At 72.0% G+C, this 21,027-nt stretch carries 24 protein-coding genes; 17 read left to right on the top strand and 7 right to left on the bottom strand.

Going from position 1 to position 21,027, the window contains the following annotated elements:
• The first annotated feature begins 17 nt into the window (after positions 1 to 17).
• Entirely contained in the window at positions 18 to 1,343 is a 1,326-nt protein-coding gene (locus ACZ4U1_RS21025) for a serine/threonine-protein kinase (RefSeq protein ID WP_467905058.1), read from the top strand.
• On the opposite strand, the gene ACZ4U1_RS21020 is transcribed toward ACZ4U1_RS21025, so the two are convergent.
• On the bottom strand, positions 1,307 to 2,716 hold the full coding sequence (locus tag ACZ4U1_RS21020; protein ID WP_467905056.1) for a hypothetical protein: 1,410 nt from the start codon (positions 2,714 to 2,716) through the stop codon (positions 1,307 to 1,309). The two genes, ACZ4U1_RS21025 and ACZ4U1_RS21020, sit on opposite strands and share 37 nt — an antisense overlap.
• A gap of 227 nt (positions 2,717 to 2,943) precedes the next feature.
• The gene (locus ACZ4U1_RS21015) at positions 2,944 to 3,072 is read right to left on the bottom strand and encodes a DLW-39 family protein (RefSeq protein ID WP_003999697.1); all 129 of its coding nucleotides are present in this window, start codon (positions 3,070 to 3,072) and stop codon (positions 2,944 to 2,946) included.
• A 255-nt stretch (positions 3,073 to 3,327) separates the two neighbouring features.
• Here ACZ4U1_RS21015 and ACZ4U1_RS21010 point away from each other — a divergent pair, with 255 nt between their 5' ends.
• Both ACZ4U1_RS21010 and ACZ4U1_RS21005 read left to right on the top strand, forming a co-directional pair.
• Positions 3,328 to 3,702, top strand: a complete 375-nt coding sequence (locus ACZ4U1_RS21010) for a DUF6344 domain-containing protein (RefSeq protein ID WP_467905054.1) — start codon at positions 3,328 to 3,330, stop codon at positions 3,700 to 3,702.
• 171 nt (positions 3,703 to 3,873) lie between these two features.
• A complete protein-coding gene (locus tag ACZ4U1_RS21005) occupies positions 3,874 to 4,665 on the top strand; it encodes a glycosyltransferase family 2 protein (RefSeq protein ID WP_467905052.1) in 792 nt (263 codons plus the stop codon).
• Here the strand turns inward: ACZ4U1_RS21005 and ACZ4U1_RS21000 are convergent.
• Positions 4,655 to 4,855 (bottom strand): ferredoxin, encoded by a 201-nt coding sequence (locus tag ACZ4U1_RS21000; RefSeq protein ID WP_467905051.1) that lies wholly within the window; start codon positions 4,853 to 4,855, stop codon positions 4,655 to 4,657. The two genes, ACZ4U1_RS21005 and ACZ4U1_RS21000, sit on opposite strands and share 11 nt — an antisense overlap.
• Before the next feature lie 74 nt (positions 4,856 to 4,929).
• The gene (locus tag ACZ4U1_RS20995) at positions 4,930 to 5,409 is read right to left on the bottom strand and encodes a hypothetical protein (protein ID WP_467905050.1); all 480 of its coding nucleotides are present in this window, start codon (positions 5,407 to 5,409) and stop codon (positions 4,930 to 4,932) included.
• A gap of 531 nt (positions 5,410 to 5,940) precedes the next feature.
• Between ACZ4U1_RS20995 and ACZ4U1_RS20990 the strand changes: the two genes are divergently transcribed.
• A complete protein-coding gene (locus tag ACZ4U1_RS20990) occupies positions 5,941 to 10,032 on the top strand; it encodes an nSTAND1 domain-containing NTPase (RefSeq protein WP_467905049.1) in 4,092 nt (1,363 codons plus the stop codon).
• A gap of 995 nt (positions 10,033 to 11,027) precedes the next feature.
• Here ACZ4U1_RS20990 and ACZ4U1_RS20985 read toward each other — a convergent pair.
• The 3 genes from ACZ4U1_RS20985 to ACZ4U1_RS20975 all read right to left on the bottom strand — a co-directional run bounded on the left by ACZ4U1_RS20985 (position 11,028) and on the right by ACZ4U1_RS20975 (position 13,357).
• A complete protein-coding gene (locus tag ACZ4U1_RS20985) occupies positions 11,028 to 11,516 on the bottom strand; it encodes an NUDIX domain-containing protein (protein ID WP_467905047.1) in 489 nt (162 codons plus the stop codon).
• Positions 11,517 to 11,535: 19 nt separating this feature from the next.
• The gene (locus ACZ4U1_RS20980; protein WP_467905045.1) at positions 11,536 to 12,750 is read right to left on the bottom strand and encodes a helix-turn-helix domain-containing protein; all 1,215 of its coding nucleotides are present in this window, start codon (positions 12,748 to 12,750) and stop codon (positions 11,536 to 11,538) included.
• A gap of 235 nt (positions 12,751 to 12,985) precedes the next feature.
• Positions 12,986 to 13,357 (bottom strand): winged helix-turn-helix domain-containing protein, encoded by a 372-nt coding sequence (locus ACZ4U1_RS20975; RefSeq protein ID WP_103838574.1) that lies wholly within the window; start codon positions 13,355 to 13,357, stop codon positions 12,986 to 12,988.
• 151 nt (positions 13,358 to 13,508) lie between these two features.
• On the opposite strand from ACZ4U1_RS20975, the gene ACZ4U1_RS20970 reads away from it, so the two are divergent.
• From ACZ4U1_RS20970 to ACZ4U1_RS20910, 13 genes are all read left to right on the top strand, one after another.
• Entirely contained in the window at positions 13,509 to 13,865 is a 357-nt protein-coding gene (locus ACZ4U1_RS20970; protein WP_467905043.1) for an SCO3933 family regulatory protein, read from the top strand.
• Positions 13,866 to 13,867: 2 nt separating this feature from the next.
• Positions 13,868 to 15,223 (top strand): FtsK/SpoIIIE domain-containing protein, encoded by a 1,356-nt coding sequence (locus ACZ4U1_RS20965; RefSeq protein ID WP_467905042.1) that lies wholly within the window; start codon positions 13,868 to 13,870, stop codon positions 15,221 to 15,223.
• A gap of 82 nt (positions 15,224 to 15,305) precedes the next feature.
• On the top strand, positions 15,306 to 15,512 hold the full coding sequence (locus ACZ4U1_RS20960) for a hypothetical protein (protein ID WP_103838577.1): 207 nt from the start codon (positions 15,306 to 15,308) through the stop codon (positions 15,510 to 15,512).
• A gap of 2 nt (positions 15,513 to 15,514) precedes the next feature.
• Positions 15,515 to 15,700, top strand: coding sequence for a hypothetical protein (locus tag ACZ4U1_RS20955; protein ID WP_467905293.1), 186 nt, complete (start codon positions 15,515 to 15,517; stop codon positions 15,698 to 15,700).
• A gap of 75 nt (positions 15,701 to 15,775) precedes the next feature.
• The gene (locus tag ACZ4U1_RS20950) at positions 15,776 to 16,441 is read left to right on the top strand and encodes a DUF2637 domain-containing protein (protein WP_467905040.1); all 666 of its coding nucleotides are present in this window, start codon (positions 15,776 to 15,778) and stop codon (positions 16,439 to 16,441) included.
• Positions 16,442 to 16,454: 13 nt separating this feature from the next.
• The gene (locus ACZ4U1_RS20945) at positions 16,455 to 16,646 is read left to right on the top strand and encodes a mobile element transfer protein (protein ID WP_030610028.1); all 192 of its coding nucleotides are present in this window, start codon (positions 16,455 to 16,457) and stop codon (positions 16,644 to 16,646) included.
• Positions 16,647 to 16,658: 12 nt separating this feature from the next.
• Positions 16,659 to 16,814, top strand: a complete 156-nt coding sequence (locus tag ACZ4U1_RS20940) for a hypothetical protein (protein WP_103838579.1) — start codon at positions 16,659 to 16,661, stop codon at positions 16,812 to 16,814.
• Between the two features lie 23 nt (positions 16,815 to 16,837).
• Positions 16,838 to 17,155 carry a SpdD-like protein gene (locus ACZ4U1_RS20935; RefSeq protein WP_467905037.1) on the top strand — a complete coding sequence of 106 codons (318 nt, stop codon included), beginning with the start codon at positions 16,838 to 16,840 and terminating at the stop codon, positions 17,153 to 17,155.
• 90 nt (positions 17,156 to 17,245) lie between these two features.
• Complete coding sequence (locus tag ACZ4U1_RS20930) at positions 17,246 to 17,428, top strand: hypothetical protein (protein ID WP_467905036.1); 183 nt, start codon at positions 17,246 to 17,248, stop codon at positions 17,426 to 17,428.
• A 4-nt stretch (positions 17,429 to 17,432) separates the two neighbouring features.
• On the top strand, positions 17,433 to 18,248 hold the full coding sequence (locus ACZ4U1_RS20925; protein WP_467905034.1) for a phosphoadenosine phosphosulfate reductase: 816 nt from the start codon (positions 17,433 to 17,435) through the stop codon (positions 18,246 to 18,248).
• On the top strand, positions 18,245 to 19,636 hold the full coding sequence (repSA, locus tag ACZ4U1_RS20920; RefSeq protein WP_467905033.1) for a replication initiator protein RepSA: 1,392 nt from the start codon (positions 18,245 to 18,247) through the stop codon (positions 19,634 to 19,636). The genes ACZ4U1_RS20925 and repSA overlap by 4 nt, the downstream gene beginning before the upstream one ends.
• Positions 19,633 to 19,821, top strand: a complete 189-nt coding sequence (locus ACZ4U1_RS20915; RefSeq protein WP_467905031.1) for a helix-turn-helix domain-containing protein — start codon at positions 19,633 to 19,635, stop codon at positions 19,819 to 19,821. The genes repSA and ACZ4U1_RS20915 overlap by 4 nt, the downstream gene beginning before the upstream one ends.
• Positions 19,821 to 20,978, top strand: a complete 1,158-nt coding sequence (locus tag ACZ4U1_RS20910; protein ID WP_467905029.1) for a tyrosine-type recombinase/integrase — start codon at positions 19,821 to 19,823, stop codon at positions 20,976 to 20,978. Before ACZ4U1_RS20915 ends, ACZ4U1_RS20910 begins: the two co-directional genes overlap by 1 nt.
• Positions 20,979 to 21,027: the final 49 nt, after the last annotated feature.

Below are 21,027 nucleotides of genomic sequence, written 5' to 3'. Positions count from 1 at the left end.
GAGGAGCGGCGGCTGCCATGGGTGAGGTCTTCGCCGGCCGGTACGAGCTGGCCGACCCGATCGGACGCGGTGGCGTGGGCGCCGTATGGCGTGCCTGGGACCACCGCCGACGGCGTTACGTGGCCGCCAAGGTCCTCCAGCAGCGCGACGCCCACTCCCTGCTCCGCTTCGTCCGCGAGCAGGCCCTGCGCATCGACCACCCGCACGTCCTGGCCCCGGCCAGCTGGGCCGCCGACGACGACCAGGTGCTGTTCACCATGGACCTGGTCGCCGGCGGCTCCCTGGTCCACCTGGTCGGCGACTACGGCCCCCTGCCGCCGGCGTACGTGTGCATCCTGCTCGACCAGCTGCTGTCCGGGCTCGCCGCCGTCCACGCGGAGGACGTGGTCCACCGGGACATCAAGCCCGCCAACCTGCTCCTCGAAGCCACCGGCACCGGCCGGCCGCGGCTCAGGCTGTCCGACTTCGGCATCGCCATGCGGCTCGGTGAGCCCCGGCTGACGGAGACCAACCTGGTCGTCGGCACGCCCGGCTATCTCGCCCCCGAGCAGGTGCTGGGCGCCGAACCCGACTTCCCGGCCGACCTGTTCGCCGTCGGCCTGGTCGCCCTCTACCTCCTGGAGGGCGCCAAGCCCGACGCCAAGGCGATCGTGCAGTACTTCCTGGAACACGGGACGCCCGGCCCGCCCCAGGGCATCCCGGAACCGCTCTGGCAGGTCATCGCCTCACTGCTCCAGCCGGACCCCGCGGACCGGTTCCGCACCGCCACGGGGGCGCGCAAGGCGCTGGCCGCCGCCGCGGAGCTGCTGCCGGAGCCCGGCCCCGACGACGAACTCATCGAGATCTTCGACCAACTCGGCCCGCTGCCGCCCGGTTTCGGCCCCGACGGCCCGCTCCAGCAGGCCTCCGGGGTGGCCCTGGAGCTGGTCCCGGACGGCAGGTCGGCCACGGCCGCCGAGGCGACCGGCACCGGCTCCCTCTCCGACACCGGCAGCTTCCGCCTGCCCCCTCCCCAGCAGACCCAGGAGACCGAGCAAGCCCAGCAAGCCCAGCAGGACCAGCAGGCCGGGAAACCCCAGCAGTCCCCGCAGCCCCCGCCCCCGGTGTCGTACGCCCTGCGCGACCCCCGCGTCGACACCGGCACCGCCGCGTACACCGCCCGCGATCCCCAGGTGCCACCGCCCTACACCCCTCCGCCGGCCCCGCCCGCACCGCGCGCCCGCGGCCGTCGGGCGCGGCGCGCGGCCCGCCGGCCCGGTCCGCCGGCCAGGGCCGCGATCCCGATCCTGCTGCTGGCGCTCGCCTGCTACGCGGTGGGTTTCTGGGCGCTGGCCCGGGTCTGAGCCCGGCGGGCCGCCACCGTCCACCCGCCGAGGAGGAGGAGCAGCGCGGTTCCGGTGCCGATCCCGCCGACGGCGACCAGCAGCATCACCCGGTGATCGTCACCGGCCCCGGTGTCCCCGGTGAGCGCGGCCTCCCGGTCCTCCTCCGTGACCGTGAAGACGTCGTCCGGCACGGGCCGGCCGGCGTACCCGGGCCCCGCGTGCGCCTGGCCGTCCACCCGGACCCGCAGGGTCACCTCGAACGGCCCCGGCCCGAACGCGCCGGTCAGCTGGGTGCCGAGGCTCAGGACCAGGTAGTACTCGCCGGCGAAGCGGACGGAGGTGACCCCGGCGGGTACGGCGTACCGGTTGGTGTAGTCCACCGGCGGCAGCGGGGCGAGGGCGGCGGACTTGGTGGTGCCGGTGTAACCGAGGGAGGCGTCGTCGACGTAGCCGCGCACGGGGTTGTAGAGGGAGAGGTTCAGGGCGCCGCCGGCATAGCCGTGGCCCGGGGCGCCGGCCAGGTCGGCGGAGGCGTGCAGCCGCCGGCCCCAGTCCAGCGGCACCTTGTAGAACCGGGTCTCGCCGGGAGCGAGGGCGGTCCGCCAGACGCCCTGGCCCAGCGGTCGGGCGGTGGCGAACCCGGTGCCGCCGGGGCGGTCGCGGGGGGTGCCGGTGAGGGGTTCCGGCGTGGCGGAGTCCCAGGTCCGCGGCGCGGTGGTGGGGCCGGCTTTCGCGAGGGCCGGTTCCGTGACGGGCGCGAGCTCCAGGTCCCACCGCCCGGACGGGACCGCCGTACCGGAGCCCTCGGCGTCGAGACGCTCGACCAGCAGGTAGTACGTGCCCGCGCCCTGGCACAGGGCCTTGCCGGCCTCGCGCTGCCCCAGGGCCGTGACCGGCCGCGGGCTGAGCCCGGCGCCGAAGCGGGCGGAGGCGTAGAAGCAGGAGGTGCCGTTCGCGTCCTGGACCGAGACCCGGATGCCGTCGGTGGCGGAGACGGTCGCGTCCGCGGGCGGTACGGCGGTGACGGGGACGTACGCGGTGTCCGCGGCGGAGAGCCGGAGGCGGTAGAAGAGCCTGCCGCGCGGGGGCAGGGAGCTGCGGTAGGTGCGACCGGGGTCCAGCGGGGCGGCGTCCGCGGTGCGCTCCGCGCCGGCGACGGTCCGGGCGCCGGGAGCGAAGGCGTACGACCCCGGGCCCGCGTCGGCGTCGGCCTCGGCGTCGGCGGTCACGGCACTGGCCGGGACCCCGGCCGGCGGGGCGAGCGTGACGGCCAGTGCCGCCAGCGCGATCACGGCGCACCGGACGGCCACCGGCCACCGGGCGGCCACGGCGTACCGGGCCGTTACGGCCCGCCGCCACGCCCACGTCGCCGTACCCCCTCGCGCCCGCACGCGCCACCACCCCCAGTCGTCGGACGGCCGCACCGGACCGCAGGCCCCATCCTGCCCCGCGCGCCGCTCGGCCATCCGGGCAACGCGTACGCCCGTCCGAAACGCCCGGCAAGATCCGGCAACCCCCGCGCGCCGCCTAACCCAGGCTCCGGGACCCCGCAACACGGGGGACGCAAAACCCCGACCGCGCAGGCGGCCGGGGTCGGTTCAGCTCGGGTACTGGGGACTCACGAACCCGTGGGCACGGAGTCAGTCGCCTCCGTCCACAGGTCCTGCTCGGCGCGATCCGCCTGGATCTGGCGGTACACGAGGAGCCCGCCGATGGCGGCCAGTGCGACCAGGAGCAGCTTCTTCACCGCGCGACCTCGTCTTTCCTTGACGTAGGGGACCTCTGGCGCCCGACTATACACACCGACCGATATCGATCGGTGACCTGCGTCGGGCCCCAACTCCCGCCTGGGCGCGGCGCGGAAGTTCTCCAGCCCTGTGCGTCCATACGAGTGGTGTTGATCTGAACATCGACGCGCCACGGGCGTCGGTCCACCACTTCGCGGCCCTCATACACATCATGAGGAAAGTACGCAAATCGCCCGACCCGAAAGTGAGGGGCCATGGCCCGGAACAAGGTCATGAAGCTGTGGACCGCCATCGTCACCGCCTTCCTCGCGCTGTGCACGGCGCTCGGACTCGTCACCGCCGCCACCGCGCCCGCCGCCGCGGCCGGCCCCCGCACCGAGAGCCCCCGCACCGACACCGCGCAGCGCACGATCGCGACGATCCCGGCGGCACGCCACTGGGCCTGGTCCCACGGCAGGGCCCTGCCCCCCACGATGAAGCAGCGGATCCGGGCCGAGGCCCACGGAAAGACCCCGGGTTGCCGCCACCGCCCGGTCACCGAGTCCCAGACCCAGGCAGAGACCGCGGCCCAGGAGAACCCCTGGGAGCCCTCGGACCCCTCTGACCCCGCCCACTCCCTCGACTGCTGATCCTCCCGTACCGCAGTACCGCAACGTCTCGACCCACGGCGACTTGCGTACGCACCAGTCGACACGAACAGACCCCCGGCCGGGCTCGGCCGGGGGTCTCGCGCTGTTCCGGCCCCGGTACGACATGCTCATAGCACCTCGTAGATCACAGACGTACGACCCGGAAAGGTGGTGAGCGCTGCCGTGAACCGGCGCGTCACCGTAGTCACCGCTGTCCACGGCCCCTCCGCCCGGTTCCTGCCGGACGCGTACGCGTCCCTGTGCGCCCAGCTGCTGCCCGCCGGCTGGGAGTGGGAGTGGGTCGTGCAGCAGGACGGCACGACGGACGAGATCCGGCCGTACGTCCCGGACGACCCCCGGGTGTCCTTCCACCAGGGCCGGCCGGGCGGGCCCGGGGTAGCCCGCACCATCGCGCTGGCGCGCGCCGAGGGCACATACGTCAAGGTGCTGGACGCCGACGACCAGCTCACGCCGGGCGCGCTCGCCCGGGACCTCGCCGTGCTGGAGGCGGAGCCCAGCGTCGGCTGGACCACGTCCCGCGTGCTGGACCTGCTGCCCGACGGCTCCACGGCCGGCTTCCCCGGCGACCCCGACGAGGGCCCGATCGAGCGCGGCACCGTCCTCGACCAGTGGAAGCGGAACGACTTCCTCGCCCCGGTCCACCCGGCGAGCCTGTGCGTACGACGGGATCTGCTCACCGCCCTGGGCGGCTGGATGGCGCTGCCGGCCTCCGAGGACACCGGTCTGCTGCTGGCGCTGGACGCGGTGAGCCGCGGCTGGTTCTCGGCGGAGGCCGGACTGCTGTACCGCAAGTGGGAGGGGCAGGTCACCGGCCAGGCCGCCCACGTCGACCCCGCCGAGCGCGCGGCCCGGACGGCGGTCGCCGAGGCCCGGGCCCGCGCGCTCGCCGCCTTCGGCTGGAGCTATCCGCCGGCCCCGTCCGCCGCGACGGTCACTCGGTGAGGACGATCGCCTGCGAGGGGCACTTCTCGGCCGCCTCCCGGATCGCCTCCCGGGTCCGGGGGTCCTCGGCCGCCTCCGCCGCGCCGGGCCGTACGACGCCGTAGCCGTCCTCGAACGCGAACACGGCCGGTGCCCGGTGCGCGCACTCGGCGGAGCCGTAGCACAGGGAGCGGTCGACGGAGACCTGCATGTGTCCTCCAGTCCTGGGCGGTGACCTCCAGGACGTCACTGCCCGGCCGCAGCCCCGCTGAACCGGCCGCCGGGCTACCGCTGTCCGCCCGCGGCCGAGAGCCAGTGGGCCACGCGGCGGACCGTGGGCTCGTCCAGCCGGTCGGCCAGGGCGCGGACCGCCTCGCCGTCCTCGGGGCTCAGGTCGTACAGGCCCGCCTTGCTCAGTCCGGCCATGAGCACCTGGTGCCGGCGGTCCGTCATGCGTTCCGTGAGCCGGTCCGGTTCCGGGGAGCCGGGAGCGGGTGTCTCCGGCACGGGGGCGGGGGCGGTGGCCGCGACGGACGGGGGGTCGAAGAGGCGCCAGGCGCCGTCCTCGGGCCCCCAGAGCGCGACCGTCGCCTCGCCCCCCCGCGCCCGCACGGTCCGGGTCATGTCCCCGACGGCGTACAGCACCGGCCCCCGGTACGGGGACTGCGCGCCCACCGTCCAGGTGTCCCGGGCGGGCTCGTGGAACATCGCGACCCAGCGCGGTTCACCGGGTGGCCGCGGGCACCGGGAACGCTGCTTGTCCATGTCACTCACCCCTTCGGGAGGCCCCTTCGGGAACGACCGGGGAGCCGACCGTAGCTGACGGACCGTCAGAATTCCAGGGTTCGCGAGGTCCGCGGGGCGCGCTAGGCGGGTTCCCGGCCCGCCCGGCACCGGTCCCTCCCCTCGTGGGGACCGGTGCCGGGCGGTGCGGGGCGATCGACCCGTGCCGTGTCGGCGCGGGTCGAAGAACACGGGCCGCCGAGGGACGGAGGCCGGTTCCGGGGCTTTTGGGGGTGCGCGCGGGCTCACCCACAGGGCGCGACACGAGCTGATCGACGATGGCCGAGAACGATCGGTGCCATGGGCTGTCTCTCCGAGCGCTGAGCCGGTGGCCTGTCCGGACGGTACGTGACGGGTCCGCTACCGGGTTCGGATCCTGCCATCTGTCGCCCCCGCCGAGGAGGTTCCGGTCTCCGGTCCGGGCCTTAGCCGCAGGTCAGCCGTATAAGGTGAGTTTTCCGGTCCGGACGTCCACACACGCGGGAAAGTCGCGGGAGAGTAAGGGGTGGGACCTTGAGTTCCGACTCAGGGGCACGCACAGCCTTCGCCGAGCGCCTCGCGCTGCTGTACAAGGAGGCCGGAAATCCTCCCCTGAAGAGCGTCGCCGAGGCCGTCGTACGGCTGCAGAGGGTGGACGAGCGCGGCCGGCCCGTACGGGTGTCGGCGCAGCGGATCAGCGACTGGCGGCGGGCCAGGAACGTACCGGCCCAGTTCGCCGCCCTCGCGGCGGTCCTGCAGATCCTCATCCCGGAGGCGCGGCGGCTGCGGCCCGCTCCGGTCTCCGCCGGCCTGTACGACCTCGCCCACTGGCAGCGGCTGTGGGAGCTGGCGCTGGCCGGCCCGGCCGCCGACCGGCCCGCGGCGCCCGCGGAGGAGAACCGGCGGCCACCGGCCCAGGCCCCGCCGGTCGCCGGTGGCGTGTGTCCCTACCGGGGCCTGGCCCCGTACCGGCGGGAGGACGCCCGCTGGTTCTTCGGCCGCGAGCGCAGTACGAACGCCCTCGTCGCCCAGCTCCGCGCGGCCGAGCGGTCCGGCGGGCTGGTCATGCTGGTCGGCGCCTCCGGAGCGGGAAAGTCCTCCCTGCTGAACGCCGGCCTGGTCCCCGCCCTCCGCAGCGGCGCCCACTCCCCCCAGGCCCCCCACTCACCCCAGTCCCCGGACTCTTCCGCCCCCGACCCCGAAGCCACACCCCCCACCGCCCCGCCCGACCCCGTCCTGCAGCTCGTGCCGGGTGCCGATCCGCTCGGCGAGCTGGTGCGCCGCGTCCCGCAGCTGGCCGCCGTCGCCGCCGAGGCGCGCAGGGCCGAGCGGGAGGCGTCGGAGAACCCGGCGCTGCCGGGCGGCGACGCCCCGCACCTCGCCCGCGCCGTGCGCGAGGCGGTCGCGGCCTGGGCGGGCCGCGCCGTCGGCCCGGACGTCCGGCCGGTCGTCATCGTGGACCAGTTCGAGGAGACGTTCACCCTCTGCGCCGACGAGGCCGACCGCCGTACCTTCATCCAGCTCCTGCACGCCGCCTGCACCCCGCCCGCCGGCTCCGCCGGGCCCGCTCCCGTGCAGGTCGTCCTCGGCATCCGCGCCGACTTCTACGAGCAGTGCCTCGGCTATCCGGAACTGGCCGACGCGCTCCAGCACCGGCACATGGTGCTCGGCCCGCTGACCAGCACCGAACTGCGCGAGGCGGTGACCGGTCCGGCCAAGGCGGTGGGACTCGAACTGGAGCCGGGGCTCGCCGAGCTGATCGTGCGCGAGGTCAGCGCCGACGGCCCCCGCGGCGCGCACGACGCGGGCGTGCTCCCGCTGCTGTCGCACGCCCTGCTGGCCACCTGGCAGCGCCGGAAGGCCGGACGGCTGACGCTGGCCGGCTACCGCGCGGCGGGCGGGATCCAGGGCGCGGTCGCGGCGACCGCCGAACGTGCCTGGTCCGGTCTGGACCCGGCGGCCCGTACCGCCGCCCGGCTGCTCCTGCTGCGCCTGGTCCGGCTGGGCGAGGACACCCAGGCCACGCGCCGGCGCGGCACCCGGCGGCAGCTGGCGGAGGAGTCGGCGGACCCGGGCAAGACGGAGGAGTCGCTGGAGGCCCTGGTCCGGGCCCGGCTGGTGACGCTGGACGCGGACACCGTGGAGATCACCCACGAGGCGCTGCTGCACGCCTGGCCCCGGCTGCGGCACTGGATCGACGAGGGCCGCGGCGACCATCTGCTGCGCCAGCGCCTGGAGGAGGACGGCCGGGCCTGGGAGGACTCGGGCCGGGACAGCTCGCTGCTGTACCGGGGATCCCGGCTGGAGCAGGCCCGCAGCTGGGCCCGGTCGGCCGGGGACACCTATCTGACCCGCAGCGCCGTGGAGTTCCTCGCCGCCTCGGTACGGCTGCGCAAGCGCACGGTGTGGCTGAGCCGGGCCGCGGTGGCGGCGCTGGTGGTCCTGGCCCTGCTCGCCGCCGGGTCCGCGGTGATCGCCTGGAAGCAGCGCGACGACGCCGTGTTCGAGCAGGTCCTCGCCGAGGCCGACCGGGTGCAGCACACGGATCCGTCGCTGGCCGCGCAGCTCGACCTGGTCGCGCACCGGCTGCGTCCCGGGGACGAGGGCACGTACAGCCGCCTGATCTCGATCGTGAACGCGCCGCTGGCCACCCCGCTGTCCGGCCACACCGGTGCCGTCTACCTCACGTCGTTCAGCCCGGACGGACACACCCTGGCCACCGCCAGCTACGACCGCACGGTCCGGCTGTGGAACGTGACCGACCCGCACCGCCCGGCCCCGCTCGGGGGGCCGCTCACCGGCCACGGCAGCTGGGTGAGCAGCGCGGTCTTCAGCCCGGACGGACACACCCTGGCCAGCGCCGGCGACGACGGCACGATCCGGCTGTGGGACGTGACCGACCCCGCCCACCCGGCCCCGCTCGGGAGGCCCCTCACCGGTCACAAGGGCACGATCTACCTGGTCGCCTTCAGCCCGGACGGCCGCACCCTGGCCTCCGCGGGCGAGGACCACACCGTACGCCTGTGGAACGTCGCCGACCCGCGCCGGCCGGAGGCGGCCGGGACGCTGCGCGGGCACAGTGCCGCGGTGCGCTGCGTGGCGTTCAGCCCGGACGGGCGCACCCTCGCGGCGGGCGGCGACGACGAGAAGATCCTGCTGTGGAACACCTCCGGTCCCGGCCGCCCCCGGCGCATCCCCGCGGCGCTGACCGGCCACACGGACCTCGTGCACTCGGTGGCCTTCAGCCCCGACGGGCGCACCCTCGCCAGCGGCGGCGCGGACGACACCATCCGGCTGTGGGACCTGCGCGAGCCAGCGCACCCGTCCCCGCTCGGCTCACCGCTCACCGGACACACCGGCCCCATCTGGTCCGTCGCCTTCAGCCCCGACGGGGGCAGGCTCGCCGCCGCCAGCGCGGACAGCACGGCCAGCCTGTGGAACGTCAGCGACCCCGGCTCTCCCTCCCAGGTCGGCGAGCCGCTGGCGGGCAGCAGCGGCGAGATGTACGCGCTGGGGTTCAGCCCCGACGGCCGTACCCTCGCCACCGGCAGCGGTGACGGCAAGGTGCGGCTGTGGTCGATACCGACCTCGGACATGATCGGGCGCAGCGGGGCGTTCCGCCCGGACGGAAAGGTGCTCGCCACGGCCGCGCGCGACGGCAAGGTCCGGCTGTGGAACGTGGCCGCTCCCGGCCGGCCCGTGGCGCTGGGCACGCCGTTCATGCGCGACGACGGCGCCCACCGTTCGCTGATGTTCTCCCCCGACGGACACACCCTCGCCGTCCTGAACGGCATGAGCACGCTGTACCTGTGGGACGTCACCGACCCGTCCCACCCGGTCCGCGCCGCGTCCCTCGCCCTGCGCACCCGCTTCGCCGGCCCCCGCACGCTGGCGTACAGCCCGGACGGGAAAGTGCTCGCCACGGCCTACGACGACCGCACCATCCAGCTGTGGAACGTCACCGACCCCGCCCGCGCCACCCCGCTCGGGAGGCCGCTCACCGGCCACCGCGGCTACGTCAACGCCCTCGCCTTCAGCCCGGACGGCCACACCCTGGCCAGCGGCAGCGCGGACCGCACCATCCGCCTGTGGAACGTCACCGACCCCGCCCGCGCCGTCCCGCTCAAAGGGCCGCTCCCGGCACACTCGGGCCCGGTCAACGCCCTCGCCTACAGCCCCGACGGGCACACCCTGGCCAGCGGCAGCGACGACGACACGGTCCGCCTGTGGAACGTCACCGAGCCCGCCGCGGCGAGCGCGCTGGGCGACCCGCTCACCGGCCACACCGAGGCGGTCACCTCCCTGACGTTCAGCGCCGGCGGCCACACCCTGGCCAGCGGCGGCAACGACAACACGGTCCGCCTGTGGAACGTCACCGACCCCGCCGCGGCGACCCCGATCGGCCAGTCGATGAGCCCCAACGCCACGACGGGCACCTTCCTCGCCTTCAGCCCCACCAGCCATGTCCTCGGCGTCTCCAGCGGCACCGACACGGTCCGCCTGTGGAGCCTGGACGACGACGCGGCGATCCGGCACATCTGCGCGGTCACCCGGGGCGTACTGACCCAGCGCCGCTGGCACGAGTACCTGCCCCGCCTCTCCTACGACCCCCCGTGCGGTCGATGATCGGCCAACATCCCTGATTCACCCCGGACTTGCCCCCACGGAACCGACAACCTTGTTACCCTTGGCCATAGCCCGATCGCTGGTGCATCCCCCGTCGCCAGCGGTCGGGCCTTTTTTCACGGTTGCGCACTCCCGGCGTCGGCCGCTTCGCGCCCAGAGCCTCGAGGCGAGCCACCTCGGCGTCCTGATCTCGACCATGAATGTCAAAAGACCCCCGGCCCTAGTGGACCGGGGGTCTTCTCGCTGGTGGGGCTAACAGGATTTGAACCTGTGGCCTCATCCTTATCAGGTCGATCATGGGGAGTCGGCGACATCGGTCAACCCGTCGGAGTGCTCGGCTGATCGTCCGGTCTGGTTCAGCCTCGGTCGCCGGTGTCCGCGCTTGTTGATGTCAGCCGTTGATGTCAGGCATCCGTGGCCCTCTTGACAGATCCGCCCACCACATACTCCCATCTCATCAACCACCCCGTGGGGGCACTTGCGCAGGTGGGGCGCGGATGGACCGGGGCGGCGCGGGTGACCACGCGGCCGGTGGAGCGGCTTTGGGCTGGAGCTGCTTTGGCGCGAGTGATCAGGGCCCATTACGCTAGCCCGCGAATCGGGCAGGCTTGTGGACCTGCCCGTTAGTGCCCGATTTTGGGCCCTGATCTTCGAGGCTCGCGCCAAAGTGGCTGCCTAAAGCCGTGGAGCCGGCCGCCCCAGCCACGACGGTGTTCTGACCTCGGCTGGGCCGTCTCACCCTTACCCCGGCCTGGTCTTCGCCCCCTTGTGGGCGCGGACGGGCGCCGGCGCGCGGCCCCGGTGACGAAGGCAAGGAGGGGCGGCGCGCCGGCGACCGGCCGGCGCCGCCGCGCTGTGCGCGGCACCTCCGATCTGTGATCGGACTGCTTGCAGTTCAGGAGGCCGGGAGCAACGGCGAGCGAAGCGAGCCCTTGATGATGTAGGGAAACTTCCACCGCGTTCCGTGTCGGGGGCGCCGGAAAGATCCCGTGCCGCTATGCGGCGACACTGTTGGGCTGCTGCCCGTGTTCGAGATAGATCGGCGCCGTCCCCGATGATCGGGCCTCGATGGCGGCAAGGATCCGCCTGGCCAAGCGCGGAATCGTTCGCTCGGCGACTTCGTCGGGGCCCAGGAACGCGATGCTCTTCAGCTCGTCCGCCTGCAAGGTCGCTTCGGCCAGAGCCTCCGGGGTGAGCTGACCGCCGTCGAAGAGGTACAGCACCTTGTCGCCCTCGGCATCGTTGGGAGCCCAGTCGACTGCCAGCAAGCGCCCCAAGGGAGGAGTGATCCCCAACTCCTCCTCCACCTCACGAACGGCTGCCTGGAGCGGGGATTCCCCCACCTCGACATAGCCGCCGGGGATGTCCCAGTAGTCTTTGTAGGTGGGCTCCACCATGAGGACACGCCCGTCGGCATCAAAGAAGAGCGCACCCGCGGCCATGCGCGGATGCGCCATCTTCGCTTCGTGCTCGCTCGCTGCCATGGCCCCGAGCGTACCCACCTCAGACGACATGCAGCCGATCGGCAAGCTCCGCCAAGGTTCGGCTCGGCCGGCCGCGCTGGTTGCGCACCCACGTAAGTACAAGCTCACGAGCGAGGTAGTGGCTGCGCACCTGTTCCGGCGCCCACTGCTCGGCTTCGAGGATCATGGACAGGGCATCGTCCATCCGGTTGTGCGCGCTGAGTGCACGGGCCACCTCTAGGTTGTGCCGCGTCCGCCGTTCGATCGGCAGTCCGCTGGTGTCGACCCGGGGCCCGAGATCCACGGCGACCTGCATGTCTCCCAGCTCCGCCGCCGTCGCCACTCGGTGGATCACGACGTTCGTCGGCCCGAATGCCGTCCACATGTGGTTGGCGTCTCGCCCAAGCTGTTGCGCTGCCTGGTCCGCCTCGGCGAGGAAGTCACGAGTGGTGGAGCGATCATCGGCACGCGCGGCTGCCATCGACCCCGCGAGGAAGAGTGTCCCGTAGATCGACAGGAACTCGGGGCTGGCTTCCCTGAGCCCTGGGCGAAGGTAGTCAGCGGCGTCGCTGACGAGCTGTACGGCGGCGTCGAACCTGCCGTTCGAGAGAAGGCAGTGAGCCACCGATCGGAAGAGTGACCCGGTCACGGCGGCGTTGTCCGACTGCTGAGCCGCAGCCAACCCGCGATCCGCCGCGATCCACGCGAGATCCGTTTCACCGACCTTGGTCAGCACCATTGCGGCGCCCTGGTACGTCATCGCCATCAGCTCGTGTGCCCGCTCGCGCTCTCGCCCCTCGTACGCCTGGGCTGCAATGAGTGCGTCGGCAAGCACCAAGGGAAGGCGTCGGGTGGCGAAGCCGTACCGCGAATCCTGGTAGGCGTCCCAGACTTCGGCCACGCTGTCCTTCAGCTCATCGAGGGGCGTCGGTTCTCCCTCGGTGGTCACGCCCAGAAGCGGCGTGAGCTGCCGGTAGTTCATCAGCGCTGACCGCAGCGCCGGCACGGTCCGGGTGCCGCTGTCCGCCGTCCAGTCCATCAGTGTGGGCTCGGCGAGCAGATCGCCAAGGGTCACGTCCAGCGCATCGGCCAGGGACTTAATGACCGAGAGCCTGTCGAGCTCCAGCCGGTTGTTCTCGGCCTTGCTCAGCCAGTCGACCGTACGGCCGACGAGTCCGGCCAGGACTTCCTGGGACATGCCGCGCCGCCGGCGGTACCAAGCGACTCGCTCACCGATCGTCAGGTTCGTCGTCATTCCTCGCATGGGAAGAGCGTCCCCCTGTCTCTTCGCGCGACCCCGGAGAGATTTTCCGGGGTGGTGAGCCGGACCGGTCCTAGCGTTGCTGACAGCCCAAGGAGCTGTCAGACCGAGAGTGCAACGAGGGGGGCCGTCATGGCGCTGACCCCGGTAGAGCGGCTGGAACTACTCAACCAGATAAGGGAGCTTGGCGAAGAGATGACGCAACTCGCCCGACGGGCGAACAGGTTGGTCACCGAGCTTGGCCTTGCTGCCGCACAAGATCCTCAAGTTGGTCCATCCGCTCGGCGAGACGACGCACGTCCCGACGGACCTCCGACAGGTACTCGGTGATCTGCTCGAACTCGGTGCTCCGCTTCGCCGACGCACCCTCGCCCGGCAGTGCGGCAAAGCTGCCTTTGCCCTGGTGAGAGATCGCGTAGCCGTCCTCACGGAGTCGAGAGATCGCCTGCCGGGCCACGGTGCGCGACACGCCGTGCTTGGTCATCAGCTCCGCCTCTGAGGGCAGCTTGTCGCCCGGTGCGAGTTCCCCGTCTCGGATCTTGCGCTTGAACTCGTCGGCGATCTGCAAGTACGCGGCCCGCCCGGCGGTGAAGTCGGCCATAGCCCCTCTCAGTGGTTGTCGTACCTAGTGCAGCACATCCCGCGCATGGGAGTCGAGACCAACCACTTGACACACCAAGTAGTACAGGCTCATTCTCTATCCAGAGACGACGTACTAAGTACGTCAGGTACTCGCATCTAGGAGCGCACTCATGCGTCAGATCCCCGTCGACACCTCCGCCGCCACCGTGATGGTTGCCCAGCCCCCGCAGAAGAAGATCCGCGACCGCCGCTCCGGTGAGATCGCCACCGACGCCGAGACCGGCGCCGACCTGATGACCGTGGACGTGATGTTCGCGCTCAACGGTGAGGTCGAGATCCTGACCGTGACCGTCCCGGAGCCGGGCATCACCGGTGAGCTGATGATGGGTACCCCCGTCGCGCTGACCGGCCTGATCGCCCGGCCGTGGGAGAACGAGTTCAACGGCCAGAAGCGGCACGGCATCGCGTTCCGCGCGGTCGCCGTCACCTCGCTGGCCGCCGGAGCCTCGAAGCCGAAGGCGGCCTGATCATGACCTGGTTCCTGGTCGCCCTGGTGCTGGTCGTCGCCGCTGCGGGTCTCCTGCGGTGGCGGCGCCCCGCCTGGTACTGGCTTACCTTCGGCGTCTCCCTCGCGGTTGTGCGAGTCCTCGTCCGGTATGCGTCCGTCATGGACGCCTGCGGGCTGACGGTCCCGCCCTCGCGCTGGCGCCTCACTCTGGCTCGGGCTACGAACCGACCGGTCCCAGGTCCCCGCGCCCCGCGCATCCTGCGTCTGCGGCCGACCCGAACCGGGCTGGTGCTGCGGCTCAAGCTCCGTCCCGGTCAGGACGCCTTCGACGTGGCGGCCTCGTGTGACCGGTTGCGGCACTCGTTCGCCATGTATGGCGTGACCTCGCGAGAGGTGCGTTCCGGCGTCGTGGAAGTGCGGATGACCGGCTACGACGTGCTCAAGCGGGTGCAGATGCCGGCCAAGACCGATACTCGTCCGATGCGGGTCCCGGTCGCCCTCCGGGAAGACGGAGCCGTCCACTACCGCGACTACCGGGCCGTCCCGCATGCGCTGACGCTCGGCGCCACGGAGTCCGGCAAGTCCGTCTATCAGCGCAACCTCGTCGCCGCGCTCGCCCCGCAACGGGTCGCCTTGGTCGGAATCGACTGCAAGCAGGGTGTGGAGCTGTTCCCGCTGGCTCGCCGGTTCTCCGCGCTCGCCGACAACCAGGACACCGCCGCCGAACTCCTCGACGCCCTGGTGTCCCACATGGAGGACGTCTACCAGCTCATCCGTGCCGAACAGCGGATCTCCGCTGACGTGCCGGATGCGGATATAGCCGCCGACATCTGGGACCTGCCCGAAGACCTCCGCCCGGTGCCGATTGTGGTCCTGGTCGATGAGGTCGCCGAACTCGCCTTGTTCGCCAGCAAGGAGGAAGAGAAGCGCCGGGACCGGATCATCACCGCGCTCGCCCGGCTCGCCCAGCTCGGCCGCGCCGCCGGCATCTACCTGGAGATCTGCGGGCAGCGCTTCGGCTCCGAACTCGGCAAGGGCATCACCATGCTCCGCGCCCAGCTCACCGGCCGGACCGCCCACCGCGTCAACGACGAGTCCAGCGCGAACATGGCCTTCGGCGACATCGCCCCGGACGCCGTCCTCGCCGCGATCCAGATCTCCACCGACATGCCCGGCGTCGCCATCACCGGCGACTCGACCGGCGGCTGGGCCCGCATCCGCGCCCCGCACACCTCCCTGCGCCAAGCCGTGAACACCTGCAACCGGCACGCCGACCTGGCCCCGGACCTGCCCGCCCTGGCCCCCTTCCGGCCGGCGCTCGCCATCCCGAAGCCGATTGAAGCCCCGGCCGTCGAGTCCATCCCGGCTACCGCCTGATCCCTCCCGCTCCACGGATGGCGCGACCGCATCGCGCCAGGTCCCTACCCGAGCCATGCCCGAAGAAGGGAGATCGCCCGCCATGTGCCCCGACTGCGAGGACTTCACCCGCACCGTGGTGATGCTCGGCGACCTGGCCCTGTACGCAGACAGGACCGGCGCTGACCAGGACTTCATCGACACCGTCGGCCCGTGCCTGGCCGCGTCGCTGCCCGAGCCGCCGCCCGGCACCTTCCCGCCCGGCTACGACCCGAACGAGGGCCCCGAGTACCCCGGCGAGGGGTGGTGACCGTGCCGACCGCGAAGAAGCCCACCGCCCGCCGCAAGCCCCGGCCGAAGCCCTGCCCCGACTGCAACGGCACCGGCGAGATCACCGAAACCGTCCGGGTCGGCGCCCGCAAGGGCCGCGCCACCGACGACCGGCAGACCGGCCTGTGCCTGACCTGCTGGGGATCCGGCGAAGCCACCACCGACTGAACCCCCGCCGGGGTGGGGCGGCCGGACCTCGATCCCCGCCCCGCCCCTGGCCCAACCGCAAAGGGAGGTGACGACATGACCCGCTCGATCCGCCCGGACGCCGTCCTCGTGCAGGCCGTGATCGCCGGCGCCCTGTCCTTCGCCCACCTTCACGACCTGGCCGCCGCCGCCGGACAGTCCGGCTGGAAGGCATGGGCCTACCCGATCAGCGTCGACCTGCTCCTGGTCGCCGCCTGGCGCCGGCTGCGCAACAGCGGCCCGTCCCGGCTGGCCTGGTGCTGGTTCCTGATCGCGCTGTTCGCCTCGCTCGGCGCCAACGTCGCCACCGCCGGCTTCCTCGACCTGGCCAACCCGCCCGCGCTGCTCCGCCTCGGCATCGCCGGATGGCCCGCGCTCGCCTTCCTCGGCGGCACCCTGCTCGCCCACTCGGCCAGCGATCCGGCAGCGGTGATGGCGGCTCCTGCCCCGGCCACGGACTCGGCCCCCGAGTCCGCCCCTGAACCGGAGCCGGCTCCGGAGCCGGTCACCGCCGCCGACGACACCCCGGCGCTACCCGCCGCCGACCCGGCCCCCGCCCCTGCTCCCGAGGTGGCGGTCCCGGCTCCGCTGGTCGCTCACGCGCGCAAGGTCGCCGCCGACCACGAGGCCCGTACCGGCTCTCCGATCGACACCGACACCCTGCGCGCCCGCCTCGGCGTCCCCGCGCCCATGGCCGACGCCATCGCCGCCCAACTCGCCTGACAGGAGGTCAGCAATGCCCATGCGCGATTTCTTCCACTCCGTGATGCAGATCGGCCCGGTGCAGATCGGCACCCACCGCGACCGCCACGGCCAGACCAAGCACGCCGCCGTGTGCACCTCCGACGACTGCGGCTGGTCCGCCGACTACTCCAGCCAGTCCGCCGCCCAGCTCGCCGCCCGCACCCACCGCTGCCGCGTCCGCTAGGAGTCCACCGCTATGCAGGTTCCCCTCTGGTTCGCGCTGCTCGTCGTCGGCTACCTCGGCGTCAAGCTCATCCGCCCGCCGGCCTGGCTCATCGCCGTGCTCCTGCTCGGCGGCTTCCTCCTCGCCGACAGCGTCCTCGCCCCGGCCATCAACGGCCTGATCAAGTAACTCGCTCGGAAGGGAGTCCCACCATGCTCCGCCCGAAGATCCCGACCATGCCCACCCCGACCGGGCACGTCACCCCGCCCGCCGTCATCGAGCCGACCGCCATCGTTCCCAGCGGCCAGACGTCGCCGGTCGCCCCGACGGCCCCGGCGCCGTCCCGCCCGGTAGTGCAGCTCACCCCCGGCACCGTGCTCGCCCTCGTCGGCGGCGGCACCGCTGTCGTCCTGGTCGTCGGCGCCGTCCTCGTCTCCATGCTCCTGGCGGTCGCCATCACCGGCGCCTCGGTCGCTGTAGTCGCCCTCGTCATGCGCTCGCTGCTCGTCTCCGAGTCCAAGCGGCGCTGACCGGCCCCCGGAGCGGCCTCAACCGCCAAGTCTCCGCCGCTCCGGGCGCCTCCCCTTCCCGATCCACGGACCAGAAAGGCACGGCCCATCATGCCCCAGAGCAACCTGAACATGCCGATCTGCCGCGACTGCGACGGCTTTGCCACCGTCGCCATCGACACCGGCACCCGCCACCTCGACGGCAGCCGCGTCACCCTCCGCGTCGACTGCCCGACCTGCAAGGGCACCGGGCACATCCTCCCCACCGCCGCCTTCGCGCGGATTGGGAGGTGACCCCATGAGCCAGCTTCGTACTTTCAGCTTCGGCGGCGGTGTTCAGTCCGTGGCCTGCCTGGTCCTGGCCGCACAGGGGCGCATCGATTTCGACACCTTCCTCTTCGCCAACGTCGGTGACGACTCCGAAGACCCGCGCACCCTGGCCTACTTCCGCCAGTACGCCGCTCCTTACGCGGCTGACCACGGCATCCGCCTCGAAGAGCTGCACCGCACCCGTCGGGACGGAAGCCGCGAGACTCTGTGGGGCCGCATCAACAAGCCCGGCTCCCGGTCACTGCCCATTCCCGTCCGCCTGTCCCCGAGCGGCGCCCCTGGCACCCGAGCCTGCACCGGAGACTTCAAAATTAAGGTCATCGGCAAGTGGCTCAAGCAGCATGGCGCCACCGCCGACAACCCGGCCACGGTTGGCGTAGGAATCAGCCTGGACGAGATCCAGCGCGCCAACAGCCGCCGCAGCCAGCCCTACGAGCAGATCACGTATCCGCTACTCGACATGGGTCTGAGGCGTACGGACTGCCAGCGCATCATCCGATCCGCGGGGCTGCCCGTACCTCCCAAGTCAGCGTGCTTCTTCTGCCCCTTCCACAAGCCCGAGGACTGGCGCGAGATGCGCCGTACGGCCCCGGACCTGTTCGCCAAGTCATGCCAGCTCGAAGCACTGCTCAACGAGCGCCGGGACATGCTCGGCAAGGACCACGTCTATCTGACCCGCTTCCTCAAGCCGCTTCATCAGGCGATCCCGGACGGCTGGGACACGCTCCCCTTCGATGAGTGGGACGCCGACGGGCTGTGCGACTCCGGGCGGTGCTTCACGTGACGGATGCCGCGACCTTCGCGGGCCTGGACCCGGTCACCCTGGGGGATCTCCTCCGGGTGGCCGGGCTCCCCGGCTTCGACCGCTGGCAAGACCAGATCAAGCGCACCGGTGGCTGCGCCGACCCCATCCACCTGCGCGGCTGGATCGTCCACAAGGACAAGGTCACCGGCGAGACCCTGCACCGCTACAGCACCGAGAGCGAGCCCGGCGGACGGCTCCGCGTCGCCTGTGGCAACCGCCGGGCCTCCCGCTGCCCGGCCTGCGCCTGGACCTACGCCGGTGACACCTACCACCTGATCCGCGCCGGACTCGCCGGCGACCCGGACAAGGACATCCCCGCCACCGTCCGGGATCACCCGCGGGTGTTCGCCACCTTCACCGCACCCTCGTTCGGCCCGGTCCACAACCGGCCCGACCATGGCGCCTGCCGCTGCGGCACCCGCCACCCCGCCGACGACCCCGCCCTCGGTACAGCGCTCGATCCGGCTACGTACGACTACGCCGGCGCCGTGCTCTTCAACAACCACGCCGGTGAGCTGTGGATGCGCACCATCAACCGGCTCCGCCGCGAGATCGCCCAGCGTGCCGGGCTGACACAGCGCGAACTCGCCGACACCTGCCGACTGTCCTACGGCAAGGTCGCCGAGTTCCAGAAGCGCGGAGCCGTCCACTTCCATGCCGTGATCCGCCTCGACGGTCCCGACGGAGCCGACTCCGCCCCGCCGTCCTGGGCCACCACCGACCTGCTCACCGACGCCATCCGCGCCGCCGCCGCACACCCCTACAGCCGCGTCAGCGTCCCCGCCGCCAGCGACCAACCCGCCCGCACCTTCCAGTGGGGCCGACAGCTCGACGTACGGCCGGTCAAGGCGTTCGGCGACGGCTCCGACCTCACCGAACAGGCGGTCGCCTCCTACGTGGCCAAGTACGCCACCAAGGCAGCCGAGAACACCGGCACCCTCGACCGGCGCATCGGCGAACTCTCCGAACTCAACCGCCACGGCGTCCCCGACCACGCCCGCCGCCTGATCACCGCCTGCCGAGACCTCGATGAGCTGTACCCGGACCGCCGCCTGTGGGCCTGGGCTCACATGCTCGGCTTCCGCGGGCACTTCTCGTCCAAGTCGCGCCGCTACTCGACCACGCTCGGCGCCCTCCGTCAGGCTCGCGCCGACTTCCGTGCCGCGCAGGAACGCGCCGCCCTCGGCCTGGACGAACGCGAGCCGGACACCGTCCTCGTCCTCGCTGACTGGCAGTACGCCGGCCACGGCCACACCCCCGGCGAGTCCGCCCTTGCCGCTTCGATCCGCCGGGATCTCGAACTCAACCGCGAAACCGCCCGCGAAGCCTTGCGGGATCAACTCGTCTTGGAAGGAGCCGCCGCATGACCACCGCCACCGCCGAACTCCTGACCGTGCCGGAAGTCATGGCGCGGCTCAAGGTCGGCCGGACCAAGGTCTACGACCTGATCCGTACCCACCGCCTCGTCTCGATCAAGGTCGACGGCTGCCGCCGCATCCCGGCTGACGCTGTCGGGGCCTTCATTCAGGGCCAGATGGAGAGGGCTGCCTGATGGTGAAGAAGCGCCCCAACGGCGGCGGCACGATCACCAAGCGCAAGGACGGCCGCTATCAGGGCGCCGCGTACGTCACCGACACCGACGGCAACCGCGTCCGGAAGTTCGTCTACGGCGCCACCTATGACGAGACCGCCGAGAAGCTCGCCAAGCTCCAGGACCAGGAGCGCAACGGCATCCCGGTGCCCTCCCGCTCGTGGACGCTCGGCGAGTGGCTGGACTACTGGCTTGAGCACATCGTGGCGCCTGAGCGCGAGCACAACACGTACGTCAAGTACGAGTCCAAGGTCCGCCTGTACCTGCTACCGCACCTGGCCAAGAAGCCTCTCGCCAAGCTCACGCCGGCGCAGATTCGCACCTTCATGGCCACGCTGAGGCGTGAGAAGGTCGGTGCCTCCGCACGCTTCGAGGTGCTTCGTGTCCTCCGCAACGCGCTGAACCGGGCCATCCGCGAGGAGATCCTGACGCGCAACGTCGCCCTCCTGGTCGACATGCCCAAGGTCAGCAAGGACAAGGGGAAGGCGTGGAGCGCGCGTGAGGCGGTCCTGTTCCTCCGTACCGCTCGTGCTCACCGGCTCTACGCGGCGTGTGTCCTGGTCCTGGTCCTCGGCCTGCGTCGCAGTGAGGTCCTGGGCCTGCGCTGGCAAGACATCGACTTCGAGGCTCGCCAGTTCACCCCGGTCAAGCAGGTGCAGCGGGTCAAGGGTGAGGGCCTGGTCCTCAAGGACCTCAAGACCGAGTCCTCACAGGCCGTGCTGCCGCTCCCGGAGTTCTGCGCTCGTGCCCTGGAAGAGCGCCGAGAGCTGCAAGAGCTGGAACGGAAGATCGCCGGTGCACACTGGTCGCAGGAGCCGGACCATGACCTGATCTTCTCCTCGGAGCATGGCGGCATGATCGACCCCGTGGGCTTCTCGCGGACCTTCGATCGGCTCGTGAAGCGCGCCGGCGTCCGCCGGATCACGGTCCGGCTCGCCCGGCACACCTGCGGCACCCTGCTCGCCTTCCTGAAGGTGCATCCCAAGGTGGCTCAGGCGATCCTGCGGCACAGCCAGATCAGCATGACCATGGACGTGTACACGCACGTGGTCGGCTCCGACGAACGAGAGGCCGTCGCCATGCTCGCTGAGCTTCTGGAAGATCCGCTGATCGGTTGATGTCAGCCGTTGATGTCAAAGACCCCCAACCATGATCGGTTGGGGGTCT

Source organism: Streptomyces sp. NPDC028928, assembly GCF_055564915.1.
This window is presented reverse-complemented; position numbering and strand designations above follow the sequence as displayed.

Excerpts from the sequence above, each read along its gene's own strand:
- ACZ4U1_RS21025 (WP_467905058.1), top strand. The coding sequence starts at position 18 with ATGGGTGAGGTCTTCGCCGGCCGGTACGAGCTGGCCGACCCGATCGGA.
- ACZ4U1_RS21010 (WP_467905054.1), top strand. The coding sequence starts at position 3,328 with ATGGCCCGGAACAAGGTCATGAAGCTGTGGACCGCCATCGTCACCGCC.
- ACZ4U1_RS21000 (WP_467905051.1), bottom strand. The coding sequence starts at position 4,855 with ATGCAGGTCTCCGTCGACCGCTCCCTGTGCTACGGCTCCGCCGAGTGC.
- ACZ4U1_RS20995 (WP_467905050.1), bottom strand. The coding sequence starts at position 5,409 with ATGGACAAGCAGCGTTCCCGGTGCCCGCGGCCACCCGGTGAACCGCGC.
- ACZ4U1_RS20985 (WP_467905047.1), bottom strand. The coding sequence starts at position 11,516 with ATGGCAGCGAGCGAGCACGAAGCGAAGATGGCGCATCCGCGCATGGCC.
- ACZ4U1_RS20980 (WP_467905045.1), bottom strand. The coding sequence starts at position 12,750 with ATGACGACGAACCTGACGATCGGTGAGCGAGTCGCTTGGTACCGCCGG.
- ACZ4U1_RS20975 (WP_103838574.1), bottom strand. The coding sequence starts at position 13,357 with ATGGCCGACTTCACCGCCGGGCGGGCCGCGTACTTGCAGATCGCCGAC.
- ACZ4U1_RS20970 (WP_467905043.1), top strand. The coding sequence starts at position 13,509 with ATGCGTCAGATCCCCGTCGACACCTCCGCCGCCACCGTGATGGTTGCC.
- ACZ4U1_RS20965 (WP_467905042.1), top strand. The coding sequence starts at position 13,868 with ATGACCTGGTTCCTGGTCGCCCTGGTGCTGGTCGTCGCCGCTGCGGGT.
- ACZ4U1_RS20960 (WP_103838577.1), top strand. The coding sequence starts at position 15,306 with ATGTGCCCCGACTGCGAGGACTTCACCCGCACCGTGGTGATGCTCGGC.
- ACZ4U1_RS20950 (WP_467905040.1), top strand. The coding sequence starts at position 15,776 with ATGACCCGCTCGATCCGCCCGGACGCCGTCCTCGTGCAGGCCGTGATC.
- ACZ4U1_RS20945 (WP_030610028.1), top strand. The coding sequence starts at position 16,455 with ATGCCCATGCGCGATTTCTTCCACTCCGTGATGCAGATCGGCCCGGTG.
- ACZ4U1_RS20940 (WP_103838579.1), top strand. The coding sequence starts at position 16,659 with ATGCAGGTTCCCCTCTGGTTCGCGCTGCTCGTCGTCGGCTACCTCGGC.
- ACZ4U1_RS20935 (WP_467905037.1), top strand. The coding sequence starts at position 16,838 with ATGCTCCGCCCGAAGATCCCGACCATGCCCACCCCGACCGGGCACGTC.
- ACZ4U1_RS20930 (WP_467905036.1), top strand. The coding sequence starts at position 17,246 with ATGCCCCAGAGCAACCTGAACATGCCGATCTGCCGCGACTGCGACGGC.
- ACZ4U1_RS20925 (WP_467905034.1), top strand. The coding sequence starts at position 17,433 with ATGAGCCAGCTTCGTACTTTCAGCTTCGGCGGCGGTGTTCAGTCCGTG.
- ACZ4U1_RS20915 (WP_467905031.1), top strand. The coding sequence starts at position 19,633 with ATGACCACCGCCACCGCCGAACTCCTGACCGTGCCGGAAGTCATGGCG.
- ACZ4U1_RS20910 (WP_467905029.1), top strand. The coding sequence starts at position 19,821 with ATGGTGAAGAAGCGCCCCAACGGCGGCGGCACGATCACCAAGCGCAAG.